Source organism: Micromonospora sp. NPDC047557 (genome assembly GCF_043205095.1).
GTDB lineage: Bacteria > Actinomycetota > Actinomycetes > Mycobacteriales > Micromonosporaceae > Micromonospora.
In genome coordinates this window covers 56,477-71,967 of sequence record NZ_JBIDDK010000020.1, presented here as the reverse complement: position 1 = coordinate 71,967, position 15,491 = coordinate 56,477, and the positions used below count along the sequence as shown (strand labels likewise).

Here is a 15,491-nt window from a genome sequence, read left to right as displayed (position 1 = left end):
CAACATCGCCGGCACCAGCACCGACACCGACGGCGGTATCCACTCGTTCGAAGGCGGGCACTACATCAGCGTCGTGGGCTACCGCGACAACGGCACCATCGTCCGGATCGCCGACTCGGCCGACCCGAACACCGCCTCCTACGACATCACCGTCGAACACCTCGCCGACTGGATCGCCACCCGCGGCTACGCCACCAGCTGACCCCACCAGCACCACCACACCCCAGCACCACCACCGACAAGGGCCGGACCCCACCACGGGGCCCGGCCCTTTCGGCATGCCGTCAGCCGGCAGCGAGGCAGGCACGAAGCGCGCCTCCGCCCCGCCCCCGCGCCGAGTGGCCCGGTTCCTCGGCCCACCTGCTTAAGACATGAGCAGATCTTGGACAGTTTCCGTTATCGGCTAACGGAACCTGTCCAAGATCTGTGCGTTCAGGCTGCGGCGGCGCGGTCGGAGACGGGTGAGGCGGCCCCTTCGCCGCTCCGAGCCACATCGGCCTTCGCGTGGGCGTTGGCACGCACGACCGGCGGCTCGGGCGCATGGTCCGACGGGGCCTCGGTAGGCCGCCCGCGCGCCATCGCACACAGCCGGTTGCGGGTCAGCCGCCGGAGTCGTCCATCTCGGCGCCCTCGGGGACGGTGTCGTCGTCCCGGCTGGCCAGCCAGCCATCCGGGAGGAAGACCTTGCCCGGCGAGTTGGTACGCCCGCGCGGCTGACCCAGGGCGGCCACCGGGAACGGCTCCGCCGGGTCGAGCTTGCCGAGCAGGTCGTCGAGCTGGGCCAGGCTCTCGATCATCGCCAGCGAACGGCGCAGCTCGCCGCCCACGGGGAAGCCCTTCAGGTACCAGGCGACGTGCTTGCGGAAGTCGGTGCAGCCGTCGCGCTCACCCCGGGCGGGGTTGCGGGCGCCGGCCACGAACTGGTCGACGAGCAGCTCGGCGTGCCGGCGCATGGTCACCGCCACCTCGCCGAGGGTGGGCAGTCGCCGTTCGGGCCGGCCGTTGAAGGCGGCCTCCAGGTCGGCGAAGAGCCACGGGCGGCCGAGGCAGCCACGGCCGACCACCACGCCGTCGACCCCGGTGTGGGCGACCATCCGCAGCGCGTCGTCGGCCTCCCAGATATCGCCGTTGCCGAGGACCGGCACGTCGAGGGCCTGCTTCAGGGTGGCGATCGCGTCCCAGTCGGCGGTGCCCGAGTAGCGCTGGGCGGCCGTACGCCCGTGCAGGGCCACCGCGGCGACGCCGGCGTCCTGGGCGGCGAGCCCCGCTTCGACGTACGTCAGGTGGTCGTCATCGATGCCCTTGCGCATCTTCACGGTGACCGGCACCCCGGAGGGTGCGGCGGCGTCCACCGCGGCCCGCACCAGGCGGGCGAAGAGCCGGCGTCGCCACGGGAGCGCCGCGCCGCCGCCCCGCCGGGTGACCTTGGGGACCGGGCAGCCGAAGTTGAGGTCGATGTGGTCGGCCAGGTTGCGCTCGACGACGATCCGCACGGCGGCGGCGGTGACCTCCGGGTCGGTGCCGTAGAGCTGGAGGCTGCGCGGCTGTTCGTCGTCGCCGAACGCGATCATGCGGAGCGTCTTCGGGTTGCGCTCGACCAGCGCACGGGTCGTGATCATCTCGCAGACGTAGATGCCGCCGCCCTGCTCGCGGCAGAGCCGGCGGAATCCGACGTTCGTGATCCCGGCCATCGGCGCGAGCACCACCGGCGGCGACACCTGGTACGGCCCGAGGGCCAACGGGCGCAGCGCGGGAACGGTCGAGGCGGTCACCGCACAAGTGTACGGGGCCCCGACCGGCGCTTTCCGCGTCGGCCGGGGCCCCGTGCCCACCGTCTCAGCAGCCGGGGAGGCGCTCGATCAGGTAACGCTCGACCTGGTCCAGCGAGACGCGCTCCTGGCCCATGGTGTCCCTGTTCCGCACCGTCACGGCGTTGTCGTCCAGCGTGTCGAAGTCGACGGTGACGCAGAACGGGGTGCCGATCTCGTCCTGCCGGCGGTAGCGGCGGCCGATCGCCTGCGAGTCGTCGAACTCCACCACCCAGCGCTTGCGCAGCAGCGCGGCGAGGTCCTTCGCCTTGGGCGACAGCGCCTCGTTACGCGACAGCGGCAGCACCGCCACCTTCACCGGGGCCAGCCGCGGGTCGAAGCGCATCACCGTGCGCTTGTCCACGCCGCCCTTGGTGTTCGGCGCCTCGTCCTCGTCGTACGCCTCCAGCAGGAAGGCGAGCACCGCGCGGGTCAGACCGGCGGCCGGCTCGATGACGTACGGCATCCAGCGCTCGCCCTTGGTCTGGTCGAAGTACGACAGGTCGACGCCGGAGTGCTTGCTGTGCGTGGAGAGGTCGAAGTCGGTGCGGTTGGCGACACCCTCCAGCTCGGCGAACTCGGTCCCGCCGAACTGGAAGCGGTACTCGATGTCCACCGTGCGCTTCGAGTAGTGCGAGAGCTTCTCCTTGGGGTGCTCGTAGAGGCGCAGATTGTCCGCCGACAGCCCGAGGTCGAGATACCAGTTCCAGCGCTGCTGGAGCCAGTACTCGTGCCACTCTTCGTCGGTGCCCGGCTCGACGAAGAACTCCATCTCCATCTGCTCGAACTCGCGGGTCCGGAAGATGAAGTTGCCCGGGGTGATCTCGTTGCGGAACGACTTGCCGGTCTGCGCGATGCCGAACGGCGGCTTCTTGCGGGCGACCGTCTCGACGTTCTTGTAGTTGACGAAGATGCCCTGCGCGGTCTCCGGGCGCAGGTAGTGCAGCCCTTCGTCGCTCTCCACCGGGCCGAGGTAGGTCTTCATCAGGCCGTTGAACATCTTCGGCTCGGTGAAGGTGCCCTTGTTGCCGCAGTTGGGGCAGTTGATTTCGGCGAGCGAGGCCGGCGGGTGGCCGTGCTTGGCCTCGTACGCCTCCTCCAGGTGGTCGGCCCGGAACCGCTTGTGGCAGAACTGGCACTCGGTGAGCGGGTCGACGAACTCGGCGATGTGGCCGGACGCCTCCCACACCTTGCGGGCCAGGATCACCGCGGAGTCGAGGCCGACGACGTCGTCGCGCTGCTGGACCATGGTCTTCCACCACTGCCGGCGGACGTTCTCCTTCAGCTCCACGCCGAGCGGACCGTAGTCCCACGCCGATCGGGTGCCTCCGTAGATCTCGCTGGAGGGGAAGACGAAGCCTCGGCGCTTGGCGAGGCTGACGACGGCGTCGATACGGTCGGCTGGCATGTTTCCTCCTACGCCGGCTGGCGGTCGGCGGGGGCGAGATGTGGATGGATCGGTCGGCTCGGGACAACGGTACGACCACCGGCGTCCCGAGCCCAGCAGAATACCGGGGGCGGGTCAGCTCACCCCGCAGACCTCCATGCCGCCGGTCTGACCGTCCTGGCCCAGGCTGACCTGCTGTCGCTCCCGGTCGCCGCCGTCGAGCGTCACGTCGACCGGGACGGTCAGGTTGGTGGTGTCCACCTCACCCACCCGGAACGCGGTGACCTGCGGCTCGGCGGCCGCCCGCCGCTCGAACTCGGGGCGGGATTCGCGCCGCTGCGCGTCGTCGCAGAGCTGGTCGTACGCCCGGCCGTAGTTACGCTCGACGAGCGCCTGGTAGTAGTCGCCGGTCACCGTGCGGCCCTGCTCGCGGACCGCCTGCACGCCACTCACGGCCAGGCCGACGACGGCCGTGCCTCCTCCGCCACAGCAGAGCAGCACGGCGAGAGCGCCGACGCCGAGGCCGATCCAGAGCCGGGTCCGGCGGCCCTCGGTGGGCGGCGCGGCGAACGGCGGAGCCACACCGGGACCGGGCGGCGGGGCGGGTGCGGTCATAGGAGCAGGGTAGTGCCCGCCGGCTCAGCGGTAAGGACCAGCGGCCCGATCACTCTCGGCGACCACCACGGCTCCCCCGGGCGCGGCGCTGGCCAGCACCTCGTACGCGGACGGCTCGTCGACCGACTCGGCGAGCAACGGCACCGCGGTCACCTTGACCTCGAAGGCGCCCAGCGCCCGCCGGTAGGTGCCGACCGACTCCCACTCGGTGACGAGTGACCAGTACCGGGGGTCGTCCAGGGCCCGGACCAGCTGGCCGCGCAGGTAACCGCGGCAGGCGGCCAGCGCGGTGAGGGCGGCGTGCGCCCGTTCGGTGAAGCCGTCGGCGACATCGACGTCGACCACGAACCGGTTGGTCACCAGCACCGGGGGTTCCTCCTCGTAGAGTCTGTGGGATGCAGCGTACGCAGCGCCCTCTGCTGGCCAGGTTGGCCGGGGCGAACCCGACGTCGGTGTTCCTGCTCACCCTGGTGGTGGTGCTGGTGGCGTTCTTCACGCCGGGGGTGGTCGGCGGGCTGCTGACGCTGACCCTCGCCGCCGCCCTGATCGCCCTGTTGGCGACCACCTGGCCGGTTCAGGCGCCGCAGACCCGGCTGATCCGGCTGCTGATGCTGACCCTGCTGGTCACGGTGGGTCTGGCGAAGCTGCTCTGACATGCAAGCATGCGTTTTTGACAATCATTGTCGTTACCACGGACAGTTGGGGACATGACCAACCGCACCACGTCCCGCGTCCTGGCCGCCGCGACCGCCCTGCTCGCCCTGGGCGCCGTCGCCGGGTGCTCCATCGGCGGCGCGGCCGGCGCCGATCCCCAACGGGTCGACGTGGTGGCCGCGTTCTACCCACTCCAGTTCCTCGCCGAGCGCGTCGGCGGTGACGCGGTCCACGTGACCAACCTGGCCAAGCCCGGCGCCGAGCCGCACGACCTGGAGCTGAGCCCTCGCCAGGTCGGCCAGGTCACCGAGGCCGAGCTGATCGTCTACCTCAAGGGCTTCCAGCCTGCGGTGGACGAGACGGTCGCGCAGGACGACGACGCCCCGGTGTTCGACGTGGCCGGCGTGCAGCCGCTGTTGGACGCGAGCGCCGGCGGCCACAACCACGAGGGCGAAAAGGAGCAGGGCGAGGAGCAGCAGGCTCACGCCAAGGACCCGCACGTCTGGCTCGACCCGACCCGGCTCGCCGCCATCGGCGACCAGCTCGCCCAGCGGCTCGGCGAGGTCGACGCGGACCACGCCGCCGACTACACCTCCCGGGCCACGGCGCTGCGCGCCGACCTGACGGCCCTCGACGGCGAGTTCACCCAGGGCCTCGCGACCTGCCAGCGGCGGGAGATCGTGACCAGCCACACCGCGTTCGGCTACCTGGCCGACCGCTACCGGCTCGACCAGGTCGGCATCACCGGGCTGAGCCCGGACGTCGAGCCCTCGCCGCAGCGGCTCGCCCGGGTCATCGAGGAGGCGAAGGAGCACCACGCGAGCACGATCTTCTTCGAGGCGCTGGTCAGCCCGAAGGTCGCCGAGACCATCGCCGGTCAGGTCGGCGCGAAGACCGCGGTGCTCGACCCGATCGAAGGACTCGCAGCAGGCAGTGGCTCGGACTACCTTTCGGTGATGCGTACCAACCTGCAGACCCTGCGGACGGCGTTGAGCTGCTCGTGAGCACCCCCGTCATCACCGTCGAGCACGGCGCGGTCGGCTACGACGGCCGCCCGGTGCTCCGGGACGTCTCGCTCACCGTCACCGCCGGGGAGGTGGTCGCGGTGCTCGGCGCCAACGGCTCCGGCAAGTCCACGCTGATCCGCGCGATCCTCGGCCTGGTGCCGCTCAGCGCCGGCTCGATCACCCTCTTCGACCGGCCCTTGCGCCAGTTCCGCCAGTGGCAGCGCATCGGGTACGTCCCGCAGCGCCTCGGCGCCGGGTCAGGGGTGCCCGCCACCGTCCGCGAGGTGGTGGCCTCCGGCCGGCTGGCCCGCCGGGGGATCCTGCGCCCGCCCGGCGCGGCCGACCGGGCAGCCGTCGATGCGGCCCTGCGCGCGGTCGGGCTCGCCGACCGGGCCACCGACCCGGTGTCCACCCTCTCCGGCGGTCAGCAGCAGCGCACCCTGATCGCCCGTGCGCTGGCCGGCCGGCCGGAGCTGCTGATCCTCGACGAGCCCACCGCCGGCGTGGACGCGGCCAGCCAGGAGGCGTTCGCGGGCGCGCTGCGCGACTTCGTCGCCGACGGCGGGACGGTGCTGCTGGTGGCACACGAGCTGGGCCCGCTGCGGCCGGTGATCAGCCGGGCGGTCGTCGTCCACCAGGGCGGCGTCTGTCATGACGGCCCGGTTCCGGACCCGGCCGGCCACCACGCGGAGCCCGACCACGACCACGTGCACCCGCACGGTCCCGACGAGCCCGCCGGGCTGTGGAGCAACTGACCATGGAACTCTTCCAGTACCCCTACATGCAGCGCGCCCTGATCGGCGCATTGGTGATCGGCCTGGCCGCGCCGGCGCTCGGCATCTACCTGGTGCAGCGCCGACTGACGCTGATCGGCGACGGCATCGGCCACGTGGCGTTGACCGGCGTCGGGGCCGGCCTGCTCCTCAACCGCTCGCCGGTGCTGGTGGCGGTGATCGTCGCCACGGTCGGCGCGATCGCCATCGAGGTGGTCCGCGCTCGCGGGCGGACGTCCGGCGACCTGGCCCTGGCGCTGCTCTTCTACGGCGGCATCGCCGGCGGCGTACTGCTGGTCGGCCTCTCGGACGCGACAAGCGCCAACCTCAACGCCTACCTGTTCGGGTCTCTGCTCTCCACCTCGACCACCGACCTGATCACCGTCGGAGTGCTCGGCGCGGCGATCCTGGTCACCATGATCGTGCTGCGGCCGGCGCTCTTCGCGATCAGCCACGACGAGGAGTACGCCCGCGTGTCCGGCCTCCCGGTACGCACCCTCAACCTGCTGATCGCGGTCACCACCGCGGTCACGGTGACCATCGCGATGCGGGCCGTCGGGGTGCTGCTGATCAGCGCGCTGATGGTGGTGCCGGTGGCCACCGCCCAGCAGGTCACCCGGGGCTTCCGCAGCACGATGACCGCCGCGATGGCGCTCGGGTTCTTCGCCGCCGGCTCCGGCGTCTGGGTGGCGGCCACCGCCGACACCCCGCCCGGCGCCTCGGTGGTGCTGCTGGCGATCGCCTCGTTCCTGGTGGTGGCCGTGGCCGGCGCGCTCTGGCGGGCGGTACGCCGCCGCACCGCGCCGGCCCCCGTACCGGCGCCGGAACCGCACGAGGTCGTTCTGCACTGAGCCTGATCGGCGGATGTCGGTGGTATTGGTTACCGTTGCAAGATGACCAGCGCAACAGGCTACGAGGGTTTCGACGGAGCCAGCGAGTTGCTCCGGGCCCTGTCGGCGCCCATCCGGCTGGCCATCGTCAGCGAGCTGGCCGGCGGCGAGCGGTGCGTGCACGAGCTGGTGGAGAAGCTGGGCGCGGCACAGCCGCTGGTGTCCCAGCACCTGCGGGTGCTGCGCGGAGCGGGCGTGGTGCGGGGCTCCCGCCGGGGCCGGGAGATCGCCTACAGCCTCGTCGACGAGCACGTCGCGCACATCGTGGCGGACGCGGTCAGTCATGCCGGGGAGGGATCATGAGCGAGAGCGGCGCCGCGGTGCGCAACACCCGGCAGCGCTCGGCGGTGAGCGCGCTGCTGGGCGAGATGGAGGGCTTCCACAGCGCCCAGGACCTGCACGCGATGCTCCGGCAGCGCGGTGAGCGGGTCGGCCTCACGACGGTCTACCGCACCCTGCAAGGGCTGGCCGACGCGGGCGAGATCGACGTGATGCGCCCGCCGGGCGGCGAACACCTCTACCGCCGGTGCAGCGAGGGGCACCACCACCACCTGGTCTGCCGGGCCTGCGGGCGTACGGTCGAGGTGGCCGGCCCCGCGGTGGAGAGCTGGGCCGACCGGGTCGCCGCGCAGCACGGCTACGCCGACGTCAGCCACACCCTGGAGATCTTCGGCACCTGCCCGGCCTGCGTCCGCTGACCACCGTGGCAGACCTTCGGTTCAGCCCCGTTTAGCCGGTGTTCGAGGGCCTGCGGCTCGCCTGATCGCCGGGTGCCGGGCGGGGACCGTTCGTGGCACGCTGTCCGGCGTGAAGATCTACGCCGATCGGTTTCCGACCGCCGCCCGCCAGTTGCTCACCGACCTGCTCGTCGTCGCCTGGGTGTACGTCGCGATCCGCGGTGCGCTGTGGCTGCACGACCTGGTGCAGAAGCTCGCCGTACCCGGGCAGAAGCTGGAGGGCGCCGGCAGTGGCCTCGCCGACAACCTCGCCGACGCCGGCGGCAAGGTCCGGCGGGTGCCGCTGGTCGGTGACGAGCTGACCGCGCCCTTCCAGCGGGCCGCCGACGCCGCGCGGGGTCTCGCCGACGCCGGCCGCGACCAGCAGCACCTGGTCGACCAGCTCGCCCTCGCCCTCACCGTCGCGGTGCTGATCTTTCCGCTCGGCCTGGTGCTGTTCGGTTGGCTGCCGCTGCGGCTGCGCTGGATGCGCCGGGCCGGATCGGCCGCGAAGCTGGCCGCCGGGCCGGCCGGGCGGGACCTGCTCGCTCTGCGCGCGCTGGCCACCCAGCCGCTGGGCCGGCTGACCCGGATCGCGCCGGACGTCGCCGAGGCGTGGCGGCGTGGCGACGACGACACGGTCGACGCCCTGGCCGCGCTGGAACTACGCCAACTCGGCCTGCGCAGCAGAGGCCACTGAGCCGGCTGTCGTCTGCCTAGACGGATAATTCCTGACCTTTGCTGGGGGGTGGGCGCAGCCGGCGGCCGGCGGTGACCCTCGGTCACCTCCATGGGGGCGGATGCGGTAGTAAGCGATATACCTCAGAGTCATATTCATACCTCTGAGGAATACCGCTCAGCAGCACATCAAAACGGCGGGCAGCCACAGCGGATGACCCGCGCCCTTCGCCGCGGCCCCAGCCCCGTCTTGAGTGCGGACTTATTCGTCTAGGCCCGGCGGCGATCGCGTCCGGGGGCTCGCCGTACCCCGGCCCTGACCCCGACCGCCACGCCCCGCTGCGCGTGGCCTGCTGCCCCGGGCCTGCCGCAGCCTGCCGGCGGTATCCAGGCCGTTAAGGTCTTCGGGTGTTCTACTTCCTGATCGTCATCGCCGTACTGCTGCTCGGCTACGCCGCTGTCCTGGTCTCCCTCGTCCGCCGGGGCAAGAAGATCCCACCTGCGGCATACCTCGCCCTGGCCGGGCTCAACGGTCTGATCCTGGCGGGCGTGCTGGCCTGGGCGATCGCCCGCTGACACCGCGCGACGCCCATCGCGTCCCGGACCCGCACCAGCGCGACCAGGCGGGGCGGGCCGCGTCGGGGGGGGTTACGGCTTCGGCGGGATGCGGCGGCGGACGTCCTCGGCGGTGGACGGGCCGGGCGACCAGCGGGCCACCCAGGGCAACTCGTCGGACGGGGTGACGACCCCCTCCTCCAGGCCCGCGTAGCGACCGGCGAGGATCCGCTTGGCCGCGGCGGTGTCGACGGAGTCGGTGTTGTCCCAGAGTGCCGTGAACAGCGCGTCCACCCGGACCCGGGCCTGCCGGCAGAACAGGTCGGCCAGCTCGACGTTCTCCGGCCGGGTGTCGCGCTCGGCGGACGCCCGGACGCAGACGGCGGACATCGCGAACAACTCCGCGCCGATGTCCACCACGCGCCCGAGGAACGCCTGCTTGCGCTCCATCTTTCCCTGCCAGCGGGACATCGCGTAGAACGTCGACCGGGCCAGCTTGCGCGACGACCGTTCCACCTGGCGCAGGTGCGCGGCCAGGGGCCCGAACTCGGCGTACGCCGACGGGCTCTGGCCCTTGCCGACCGCGAGGGTCGGCAGCCACCTCGCGTAGAACGCGCCCGCACGGGCGCCGGCGCGGGCCTTGCGGCCGAGCCCCGCCTCCGGGTCGATGATGTCGCCGGCCACCGAGAGGTGGGCGTCGACCGCCTCCCGGGCGATCAGCAGGTGCATGATCTCGGTCGAGCCCTCGAAGATCCGGTTGATCCGCAGGTCGCGGAGCACCTGCTCGACGTTGGCCGGGCGTTCGCCGCGGGCGGCCAGCGAGTCGGCCGTCTCGTAGCCGCGCCCGCCCCGGATCTGGATCAGCTCGTCGGCGATCTTCCAGGCCATCTCGCTGGCGTACAGCTTGACCAGCGCCGCCTCGATCCGGATGTCGTTGCGGTCGTCGTCGGCGAGCAGGCAGCACAGGTCGAGCATGGTCTCCATGCCGTACGTGGTGGCGGCGATGAAGGAGAGCTTCTGGGCGACCGCCTCGTGCTCGCCCACCGGCCGGCCCCACTGGACGCGGTCGGCGGCCCACCCTCGGGCCACGTTCAACGACCACTTGCCGGCGCCCACGCACATGGCCGGCAGCGAGAGCCGACCGGTGTTCAGCGTGGTCAGGGCGATCTTGAGCCCCTTGCCCTCACCACCGATGACGTTCTCCGCCGGCACGAACACGTCGTGGAACCGGGTCAGGCTGTTCTCCAGACCGCGCAGGCCGACGAACTCGTTGCGCCGCTCCACGGTGATGCCCACGCTGTCGCCGTCCACCACGAACGCGGTGATCCCGCCGCGCCGACCCTCGGCGGCGGGCACCCGGGCCATCACCACCAGCAGGGTCGCGACGATGCCGTTGGTGGCCCAGAGCTTGACCCCGTTGAGTCGGTAGCCGGTGCCGTCCTCGGTCGGCTCGGCGGTGGTGGCGAGCCGGGCCGGGTCGGAGCCCACGTCCGGCTCGGTGAGCAGGAACGCGGAGACCTCGCCCGCGGCGAGCCGGGGCAGGAAGCGCTGCTTCTGCTCGGCGGTGCCGAACATCTTCAGCGGCTGCGGCACCCCGATCGACTGGTGGGCCGAGAGCAGCGCGCCGATCGCCGGGCTGACCGAGCCGGCCAGCATCAGCGCCCGGCAGTAGTGCAGGTTGCTCAACCCGAGGCCGCCGTACTTGCGGTCGATCTTCATGCCGAACGCGCCGAGGTCGGCCAGCCCGTGGAACACGGAGTCCGGAATGGAGGCGTCCCGTTCGATGGCTGCGCCGTCCACCTCGGAGGTGAGGAAGGCGCGGAACCGACCAAGGAACTCCTCGGCGCGGGCCACGTCGTCCGGGTCGGAGCGCGGCCAGGGATCGATCAGGTCGAGCCGGAACCGCCCGAGGAACAACTCCTTGCCGAAGCTGGGCCGATCCCAGGTGGACTCCCGGGCGGCCTCAGCGACCTGCCGGGCCTCCTTCTCGGAGACCTGCCCCGCCTCCGCCGGCAACGGCCCGGTGCTGCCCGGCGCGGCGCTGCCCGCCACGGCTTCGGAGTCGGGGCCGTCCGGTGCCGGTCGGCCGTCCTGCGTCGTGGTCACGGCTGCCCCCTCGAACCTCGGTTGCGGCTGCGTCGACGTGCGCGACTACCGTCACGCTACCCCCGGTTGTTACCCAGGGGTAGCGCTGCGTGAAGATCGACAGGGATCAGCCGACGGTGAGGGTGTCCGGGTCGTCATCGTCGTCGTCGATGTCGTCCTCACCCCAGTTGCGGCGGGCGAACGGCAGGATCACCCAGAACGCGAGGAACCACAGCCCGGCCAGCGCGCTGAGCACGAACGCGATCGGCCGGTCCAGCACGAAGTCGGTGATCAGCAGCACCGCGCTGACCATCGCGATCAGCATGAAGGCGAGGCCGCCAGTGGCCATCCGGTGCGCGAACCGCACCAGCTCCGGCTTACGCCCCTGACGGAACAGCGCCCGGTGGAACGCCACCGGCGAGATGATCAACGCGGTGGCGGCGGCCGCGGCGAGCAGCGCGACGATGTAGACGTCCCGCTGGAACTCGCTGGTCCGGGTGAACCCGTTGCTGAACGGCAGGGTGAGCAGGAAGGCGAAGAGGATCTGCACGCCCGTCTGGGCGACCCGCAGCTCCTGCAACAGGTCGGCGAAGTTGCGCTGCCAACGCTGCTTCTCGGTCTCCTTGGACACGCGCTACCTCCGGTCAGACGGTACTGCCGGCGGTCCCGGCCGCCGGCAGCAACGCCAATGCCCCACACGGCCGAGCGCGAAACGGGTTCACGACACGTTCCGGCCATCTCCCCGTCGCCTGCCGGTCATCGCCCGGCCGCCGTACCGTCGCCCGCCGGCCCCAAGCCGACCGCCCGCGCCACCCGCCGTACCGTCGCCCGCCCGCGCATGCCGGCTGCCCGCGTCGCGCCGTCGCCCGCGCCGCCGGGGGTCAGGAGCCGCGGCGGATCCGGCCGGCGTATTTGGCCTCCAGGGCCGTGTTGTGCGCGTCGCCGTCCGGGATGTTCGCCGACAGGTAGACCGGGGGCCGCTCCCCCGCCGCCAGCAGCCGGGCGACGACCTCCACGGTGACCTGCTGCGCCAGCAGCGCCGCCGTGATCGAGGAGACCGCGCCGACCGCGCCACCGCCGGGCAGCGGCAGCGTCGCGTCGCCGTACGGTGCGCCGTTGTCGAGCACCACGTCGGCGAGGTCGGCCAGCTTGCGCCCGGACGGGTGGCGGGACGTCATCCGGCCGGAGTGCTGCGCCGAGGTGATCGCCACCAGCGGGTGACCATGCTCCTTGACCAGCGTGGCGAACTCGACCATCGCGCCGTTGACCCCGGAGTTCGACGCGAGCACGAAGACGTCTGCGGGGCGTACGGGGGCCAGCTCCCAGAGCCGGTGCGCCACCGCCGGGTCCCGCTCCAGCAGCGGCCCGAGACGATCGGCCGGTTCGCCGCCGAGCAGCACCAGGTCACGTAGCGCGATCCGGTTGGTGGGCACCAGACCACCCGCCCGACCGGCGATCTCCATGGCGAGGGCCTCCGAGTGCCCGGTGCCGAAGGCGTGCACCACGCCGTCGACGCGTACCGCTTCGGCGATCAGATCGGCGGCCCGCCGGACCGCATCCCGCTGGCTGGCGGCCACCCGGCCGATCGTCTCGGTCACCACGGCCAGGTAGTCCTCGGCGCTCACACTCATGCGTCCTCCGTCGTCCGGTTGCGGGCCATCCACTGCACCGCGAAGTCGACCGCCGCCCGCTGGCGTACCAACCTCCCCGTCCCCGCGCCCACCGGGCCACAGCGCACCGCCCCGGTGGCCTCCAGGTCCCGGCCCAACGCGCCGAAGTCGCTCGCGTCGAGCCGGACGTCCTGCCACCACACCCACTCGCGGCCACCGTCGGCCGTGCGCACCGCCGCGCCCAGTCGCTCGCGGGCCAGCGCCGGACGGCGGTACTCGGCCAGGTGCAGCGACGTGTTGACGCTGTGGTCCACACCGAGCAGCAGCACGTCAGCGTCCAGGTCGTAGAGCCGGGCCAGCGGAGAGCCCTCGCCGAGCATGTCCGCCAGCTCGTGCCCGGCCACCACCTGCTCAGCCGTCGGCCCGAGCGCGGCGAACGACACGTGGGGATGCGTGCTGCGCAGCGCCGCGGGCCAGCAGCGGACCGTCTCGGCGAACACGCCCATGTGCCGGCTCGGCGTGGCCGCCGGGTCGAAGCCCGGCATCTCGGCGCGGATCAGCGGCCACCAGTCCACCGGCACCGGGGGGTTGCGCCACTGCGCCGGGTCACTGTTGTCGGGGTTGTGGGTGGGCACCACGATCGTGCCGTCCGGGCCGAGCGCGTCGCGCAGGGCGAGCACCAGCGCCTGCGGCCCACCGCAGACGAAGCCCAGCGGGCGCATCCCGGCGTGCACCAGCACCGTCGAGCCGGGGCGTACACCCAGCAGGCGCAGCTGCGCGGCGAGCGAGCGACGGGTGTCCGGCCCGCCGGCGGGCGTCGTCACCGCGCCCCTCCCCCCGGCGCTCGTCCGCCCGGCGCTCGTCGGCACGGCACGGCTCAGGCCGTCCCGGCGATCCGGGCCAGGACCGCCTCGGCCAGCGCGGCGGGCGCGGCGTCCGGAATCCAGTGGCTCACCCCGGGCAGCGGTACGAAGCGATAGTCACCGGTCACATTGGCCTCGCACGCCTCGGCGGCGGTCCGCCCGATGGCGATGTCCCGGTCGCTCCAGACGTAGGTGGTGGGCACGGCGACCGGACCGACAGCGGCCAGGTCGGCGCGGGACATGGCCCGGTACCAGTTCAGGGCGGCGGTGAGCGCGCCCGGCTCGCGCATCGGGTCGGCGTAGCGGTCCACCCGGGAGGCGTCACCCACCCCGCCCAGCATCTTGCGCAGCGCCGTCGCGTGCCACGCCAGCAGCACCTTCTCGGCCTTGCCGGGCTTGCGGAACAGCGCGATGTACGACGAGCGCGCCTTCTGCTCCCGGTCGGTGCCCAGAGCGTGCGCCATGGCCGCCGGGTGCGGCACGGACACCGCGGTCAACGTACGGACCCGCTCGGGGTGCGCGGCGGCCACCGCCCAGGCCACGATCGCGCCCCAGTCGTGGCCGACCAGGTGGACGGCGTCCACACCGAGCGCGTCGAGCACCGCCACCACGTCGGCGACCAGTTCCGGAATCCGGTACGCGGCCACCGCCTCCGGCCGGGCACCCGGCGAGTAGCCCCGCTGGTCCAGCGCGTACGTGCGCAGCCCGGCGGCGTGCAGTGCCGGCACGACCTCGTCCCACTCCCCGCTGTGCTGCGGGAAGCCGTGCAGCAGGAGGACGGGGACGCCGTCGGCCGGGCCGCCGGTGCCTACCTCGAACGTGAGACCTCGCGCGTCGACCTGCATGATCGTCAGCCTACCCAGCCGGCCGAGCGCCGGCCCTGATGCGCGGGCGGCCGAACGCCCTGCTGGGCTGTTACCCCTGGTCGGTGCTAGCGTCAGCGAGACAACTTCACATCCGACAGGGGAGCGCACAGCGCTGAGAGTGCGGGCACGCCCGCAGACCCTCGAACCTGATCTGGGTAATGCCAGCGCAGGGAGTTCGGTCGACCTCCAGCCGCGCCGTGAGTCCGGTGCCACCGGGCGCGCGGCGTGCGTCTTCTCCTGGTTCGTTCCACTGAACTGGGAGCACAGCATGGACAACACCACCAGCCGTTGGCGCACCATCGACATCGTGGTCGCCTCGGTGATCGCGGTCGCCTTCGGCGTCATCTTCTGGGCCTGGGGCCTGGTCTGGAGCGCCACCGAGGGCGCGTTCGCCTTCTTCCCGCCCGCGCAGACGCTTATCTACGGCGTCTGGCTGCTGCCGGCCGTGGTCGGCGGCCTGGTCATCCGCAAGCCCGGCGCCGCGCTCTACTGCGAGACGGTGGCCGCGGTCGTCTCCGCGCTGCTGGGCAGCCAGTGGGCTGGCACGGTGATCCCCCAGGGCATCGTGCAGGGCATCGGCGCCGAGCTGGCGTTCGCCGCCTTCCGGTACCGGTCGTACCGGCTGCCGACCGCCGTGCTGGCCGGTGCGCTGACCGGTCTCAGCGCGGCGCTGTTCGACTTCTTCGTCTGGAACGTCGACTACGCGCTGGGCGACTACCGCATCCCGTACGCCCTGCTCACCATCGTCAGCGCCACGATCATCGCCGGCGTGGGCGGCTGGCTGCTCACCCGCGCCCTGGCCAACACCGGCGCGCTGGACCGCTTCCCGGTGGGCCGGGACCGCGCCCTCATCTGACGGCGCGCTGTCCCCGTGATCAAGAGGTTTGCGTCAACGGAAGCCGGAATTCTGACGCAAACCTCTTGATCACCGGCGGAAGGCGGCGGGAAGACGGCCGGGAGACGGCCGGGAGGGGCAGGGAGGGG

18 protein-coding genes, 1 pseudogene and 1 riboswitch are annotated in these 15,491 nt (G+C 72.3%); of the genes and pseudogenes, 10 read left to right on the top strand and 9 right to left on the bottom strand.

The genetic code is table 11. From position 1 onward, the window contains the following. Positions 1-202, top strand: a pseudogene (locus ACGGAQ_RS30715) (phytochelatin synthase); the annotation flags it as partial. Positions 203-599: 397 nt separating this feature from the next. Here ACGGAQ_RS30715 and dusB read toward each other — a convergent pair. From dusB to ACGGAQ_RS30695, 4 genes are all read right to left on the bottom strand, one after another. Continuing rightward, positions 600-1,772: a tRNA dihydrouridine synthase DusB gene (gene dusB / locus ACGGAQ_RS30710; RefSeq protein ID WP_354854646.1), complete on the bottom strand. Its 1,173-nt coding sequence runs from the start codon at positions 1,770-1,772 to the stop codon at positions 600-602. 64 nt (positions 1,773-1,836) lie between these two features. Next, positions 1,837-3,216, bottom strand: a complete 1,380-nt coding sequence (locus ACGGAQ_RS30705; protein WP_393055222.1) for a glycine--tRNA ligase — start codon at positions 3,214-3,216, stop codon at positions 1,837-1,839. 114 nt (positions 3,217-3,330) lie between these two features. Beyond that, positions 3,331-3,810 (bottom strand): hypothetical protein, encoded by a 480-nt coding sequence (locus tag ACGGAQ_RS30700; RefSeq protein ID WP_234587280.1) that lies wholly within the window; start codon positions 3,808-3,810, stop codon positions 3,331-3,333. Positions 3,811-3,834: 24 nt separating this feature from the next. Continuing rightward, complete coding sequence (locus ACGGAQ_RS30695) at positions 3,835-4,176, bottom strand: antibiotic biosynthesis monooxygenase family protein (protein ID WP_393055220.1); 342 nt, start codon at positions 4,174-4,176, stop codon at positions 3,835-3,837. A 29-nt stretch (positions 4,177-4,205) separates the two neighbouring features. Between ACGGAQ_RS30695 and ACGGAQ_RS30690 the strand changes: the two genes are divergently transcribed. The 8 genes from ACGGAQ_RS30690 (at position 4,206) to ACGGAQ_RS30655 (ending at position 9,104) form a co-directional block, all read left to right on the top strand. After that, positions 4,206-4,463, top strand: a complete 258-nt coding sequence (locus ACGGAQ_RS30690) for a hypothetical protein (protein WP_363689188.1) — start codon at positions 4,206-4,208, stop codon at positions 4,461-4,463. 54 nt (positions 4,464-4,517) lie between these two features. Continuing rightward, a complete protein-coding gene (locus tag ACGGAQ_RS30685; protein ID WP_393055218.1) occupies positions 4,518-5,468 on the top strand; it encodes a metal ABC transporter substrate-binding protein in 951 nt (316 codons plus the stop codon). Then, entirely contained in the window at positions 5,465-6,226 is a 762-nt protein-coding gene (locus ACGGAQ_RS30680; RefSeq protein ID WP_393055216.1) for a metal ABC transporter ATP-binding protein, read from the top strand. Before ACGGAQ_RS30685 ends, ACGGAQ_RS30680 begins: the two co-directional genes overlap by 4 nt. Positions 6,227-6,228: 2 nt before the next feature. Further along, positions 6,229-7,095 (top strand): metal ABC transporter permease, encoded by an 867-nt coding sequence (locus ACGGAQ_RS30675; RefSeq protein WP_393055214.1) that lies wholly within the window; start codon positions 6,229-6,231, stop codon positions 7,093-7,095. Between the two features lie 42 nt (positions 7,096-7,137). Then, on the top strand, positions 7,138-7,437 hold the full coding sequence (locus ACGGAQ_RS30670; protein WP_007463903.1) for a metalloregulator ArsR/SmtB family transcription factor: 300 nt from the start codon (positions 7,138-7,140) through the stop codon (positions 7,435-7,437). Then, positions 7,434-7,832, top strand: a complete 399-nt coding sequence (locus ACGGAQ_RS30665; RefSeq protein WP_203150761.1) for a Fur family transcriptional regulator — start codon at positions 7,434-7,436, stop codon at positions 7,830-7,832. Before ACGGAQ_RS30670 ends, ACGGAQ_RS30665 begins: the two co-directional genes overlap by 4 nt. A gap of 109 nt (positions 7,833-7,941) precedes the next feature. Further along, the gene (locus tag ACGGAQ_RS30660) at positions 7,942-8,550 is read left to right on the top strand and encodes a hypothetical protein (protein WP_393055212.1); all 609 of its coding nucleotides are present in this window, start codon (positions 7,942-7,944) and stop codon (positions 8,548-8,550) included. 386 nt (positions 8,551-8,936) lie between these two features. Then, positions 8,937-9,104 carry a hypothetical protein gene (locus ACGGAQ_RS30655; RefSeq protein ID WP_393055210.1) on the top strand — a complete coding sequence of 56 codons (168 nt, stop codon included), beginning with the start codon at positions 8,937-8,939 and terminating at the stop codon, positions 9,102-9,104. Between the two features lie 72 nt (positions 9,105-9,176). Here the strand turns inward: ACGGAQ_RS30655 and ACGGAQ_RS30650 are convergent, their stop codons facing one another. The 5 genes from ACGGAQ_RS30650 to ACGGAQ_RS30630 form a co-directional block, all read right to left on the bottom strand. Next, positions 9,177-11,189 carry an acyl-CoA dehydrogenase family protein gene (locus ACGGAQ_RS30650; protein ID WP_393055208.1) on the bottom strand — a complete coding sequence of 671 codons (2,013 nt, stop codon included), beginning with the start codon at positions 11,187-11,189 and terminating at the stop codon, positions 9,177-9,179. Between the two features lie 106 nt (positions 11,190-11,295). Further along, on the bottom strand, positions 11,296-11,799 hold the full coding sequence (locus ACGGAQ_RS30645) for a DUF6328 family protein (protein ID WP_393055206.1): 504 nt from the start codon (positions 11,797-11,799) through the stop codon (positions 11,296-11,298). 250 nt (positions 11,800-12,049) lie between these two features. Further along, on the bottom strand, positions 12,050-12,799 hold the full coding sequence (locus tag ACGGAQ_RS30640) for a sugar isomerase domain-containing protein (RefSeq protein WP_393055204.1): 750 nt from the start codon (positions 12,797-12,799) through the stop codon (positions 12,050-12,052). Next, the gene (locus ACGGAQ_RS30635; RefSeq protein WP_393055202.1) at positions 12,796-13,602 is read right to left on the bottom strand and encodes an aminoglycoside N(3)-acetyltransferase; all 807 of its coding nucleotides are present in this window, start codon (positions 13,600-13,602) and stop codon (positions 12,796-12,798) included. Before ACGGAQ_RS30635 ends, ACGGAQ_RS30640 begins: the two co-directional genes overlap by 4 nt. Before the next feature lie 53 nt (positions 13,603-13,655). Beyond that, positions 13,656-14,486, bottom strand: a complete 831-nt coding sequence (locus ACGGAQ_RS30630; protein ID WP_393055200.1) for an alpha/beta fold hydrolase — start codon at positions 14,484-14,486, stop codon at positions 13,656-13,658. Positions 14,487-14,593: 107 nt separating this feature from the next. Next, a riboswitch (TPP riboswitch) is annotated at positions 14,594-14,698 on the top strand. Positions 14,699-14,775: 77 nt separating this feature from the next. Here ACGGAQ_RS30630 and ACGGAQ_RS30625 point away from each other — a divergent pair. Continuing rightward, the gene (locus ACGGAQ_RS30625) at positions 14,776-15,363 is read left to right on the top strand and encodes an ECF transporter S component (protein ID WP_393055198.1); all 588 of its coding nucleotides are present in this window, start codon (positions 14,776-14,778) and stop codon (positions 15,361-15,363) included. The last annotated feature ends 128 nt before the right edge of the window (positions 15,364-15,491 follow it).

Bases quoted from the DNA above. Each gene is read 5' to 3' on its own strand.
- ACGGAQ_RS30670 (WP_007463903.1), top strand. From the start codon at position 7,138: ATGACCAGCGCAACAGGCTACGAGGGTTTCGACGGAGCCAGCGAGTTG.
- ACGGAQ_RS30685 (WP_393055218.1), top strand. From the start codon at position 4,518: ATGACCAACCGCACCACGTCCCGCGTCCTGGCCGCCGCGACCGCCCTG.
- ACGGAQ_RS30625 (WP_393055198.1), top strand. From the start codon at position 14,776: ATGGACAACACCACCAGCCGTTGGCGCACCATCGACATCGTGGTCGCC.
- ACGGAQ_RS30705 (WP_393055222.1), bottom strand. From the start codon at position 3,216: ATGCCAGCCGACCGTATCGACGCCGTCGTCAGCCTCGCCAAGCGCCGA.
- ACGGAQ_RS30700 (WP_234587280.1), bottom strand. From the start codon at position 3,810: ATGACCGCACCCGCCCCGCCGCCCGGTCCCGGTGTGGCTCCGCCGTTC.
- ACGGAQ_RS30630 (WP_393055200.1), bottom strand. From the start codon at position 14,486: ATGCAGGTCGACGCGCGAGGTCTCACGTTCGAGGTAGGCACCGGCGGC.
- ACGGAQ_RS30640 (WP_393055204.1), bottom strand. From the start codon at position 12,799: ATGAGTGTGAGCGCCGAGGACTACCTGGCCGTGGTGACCGAGACGATC.
- ACGGAQ_RS30675 (WP_393055214.1), top strand. From the start codon at position 6,229: ATGGAACTCTTCCAGTACCCCTACATGCAGCGCGCCCTGATCGGCGCA.
- ACGGAQ_RS30690 (WP_363689188.1), top strand. From the start codon at position 4,206: ATGCAGCGTACGCAGCGCCCTCTGCTGGCCAGGTTGGCCGGGGCGAAC.
- ACGGAQ_RS30665 (WP_203150761.1), top strand. From the start codon at position 7,434: ATGAGCGAGAGCGGCGCCGCGGTGCGCAACACCCGGCAGCGCTCGGCG.